This window comes from Bradyrhizobium australafricanum, from assembly GCF_020329495.1.
Taxonomy (GTDB): domain Bacteria; phylum Pseudomonadota; class Alphaproteobacteria; order Rhizobiales; family Xanthobacteraceae; genus Bradyrhizobium; species Bradyrhizobium australafricanum.
This window is the reverse complement of the sequence record NZ_JAGKJL010000218.1, coordinates 1-618: the sequence shown is the minus strand read 5'-3', so window position 1 is coordinate 618 and position 618 is coordinate 1. Positions and strand designations below refer to the sequence as shown.

The 618-nt window shown below is 57.1% G+C and carries 1 pseudogene; it reads left to right on the top strand.

The window, feature by feature from the left end:
* Nucleotides 1-128: 128 nt before the first annotated feature.
* Nucleotides 129-618: pseudogene (locus tag J6525_RS48010) on the top strand (IS4 family transposase); the annotation flags it as partial.

The window sequence follows — 618 nt, the reverse complement described above, 5'->3', positions numbered from 1 at the left end:
TCCTGATGCATTCGAGTCTCGCCGTGACGACCGAGGGGCTTCCGCTCGGACTGTCGGCAATCAAGTTCTGGACCCGCAAGAAGTTCAAGGGGACGACGGCGCTGAAGCGAAAGATCAATCCGACACGAGTGCCGATCGAGCAGAAGGAGAGCATCCGCTGGCTCGAGAATTTACGGCAATCGACCGACCTTCTCGCTGCTCCCGGGCGATGCGTTCATATTGGTGATCGCGAGAGCGACATCTATGAGCTGTTTTGCCTGGCCGAGGAGGTCGGAACGCATTTTTTGGTGCGAACCTGTGTTGATCGGCTTGCCGGGGATGGCAATCATACAATTGCCGACGAAATGGACGAGGTTACGATCAAGGGTGTACACCGGATCAAGGTCAAGGACGACAAAGGCGATCCCGACGACGCCGTTCTTGAGATCAGGTACCGCAAGATACGCGTCCTGCCGCCGATCGGCAAACAGACGAAATATCCCGCACTCACTCTGACCGTGATCCATGCTCGAGAGCGGGGAAGGCCGAAGCGGCGAAAGAAAATCGAGTGGAAGCTCCTCACCGATCTCCCGGTCCGATCGCGCAAGGACGCCATAGAGAAGATCGAATGGTACGCGT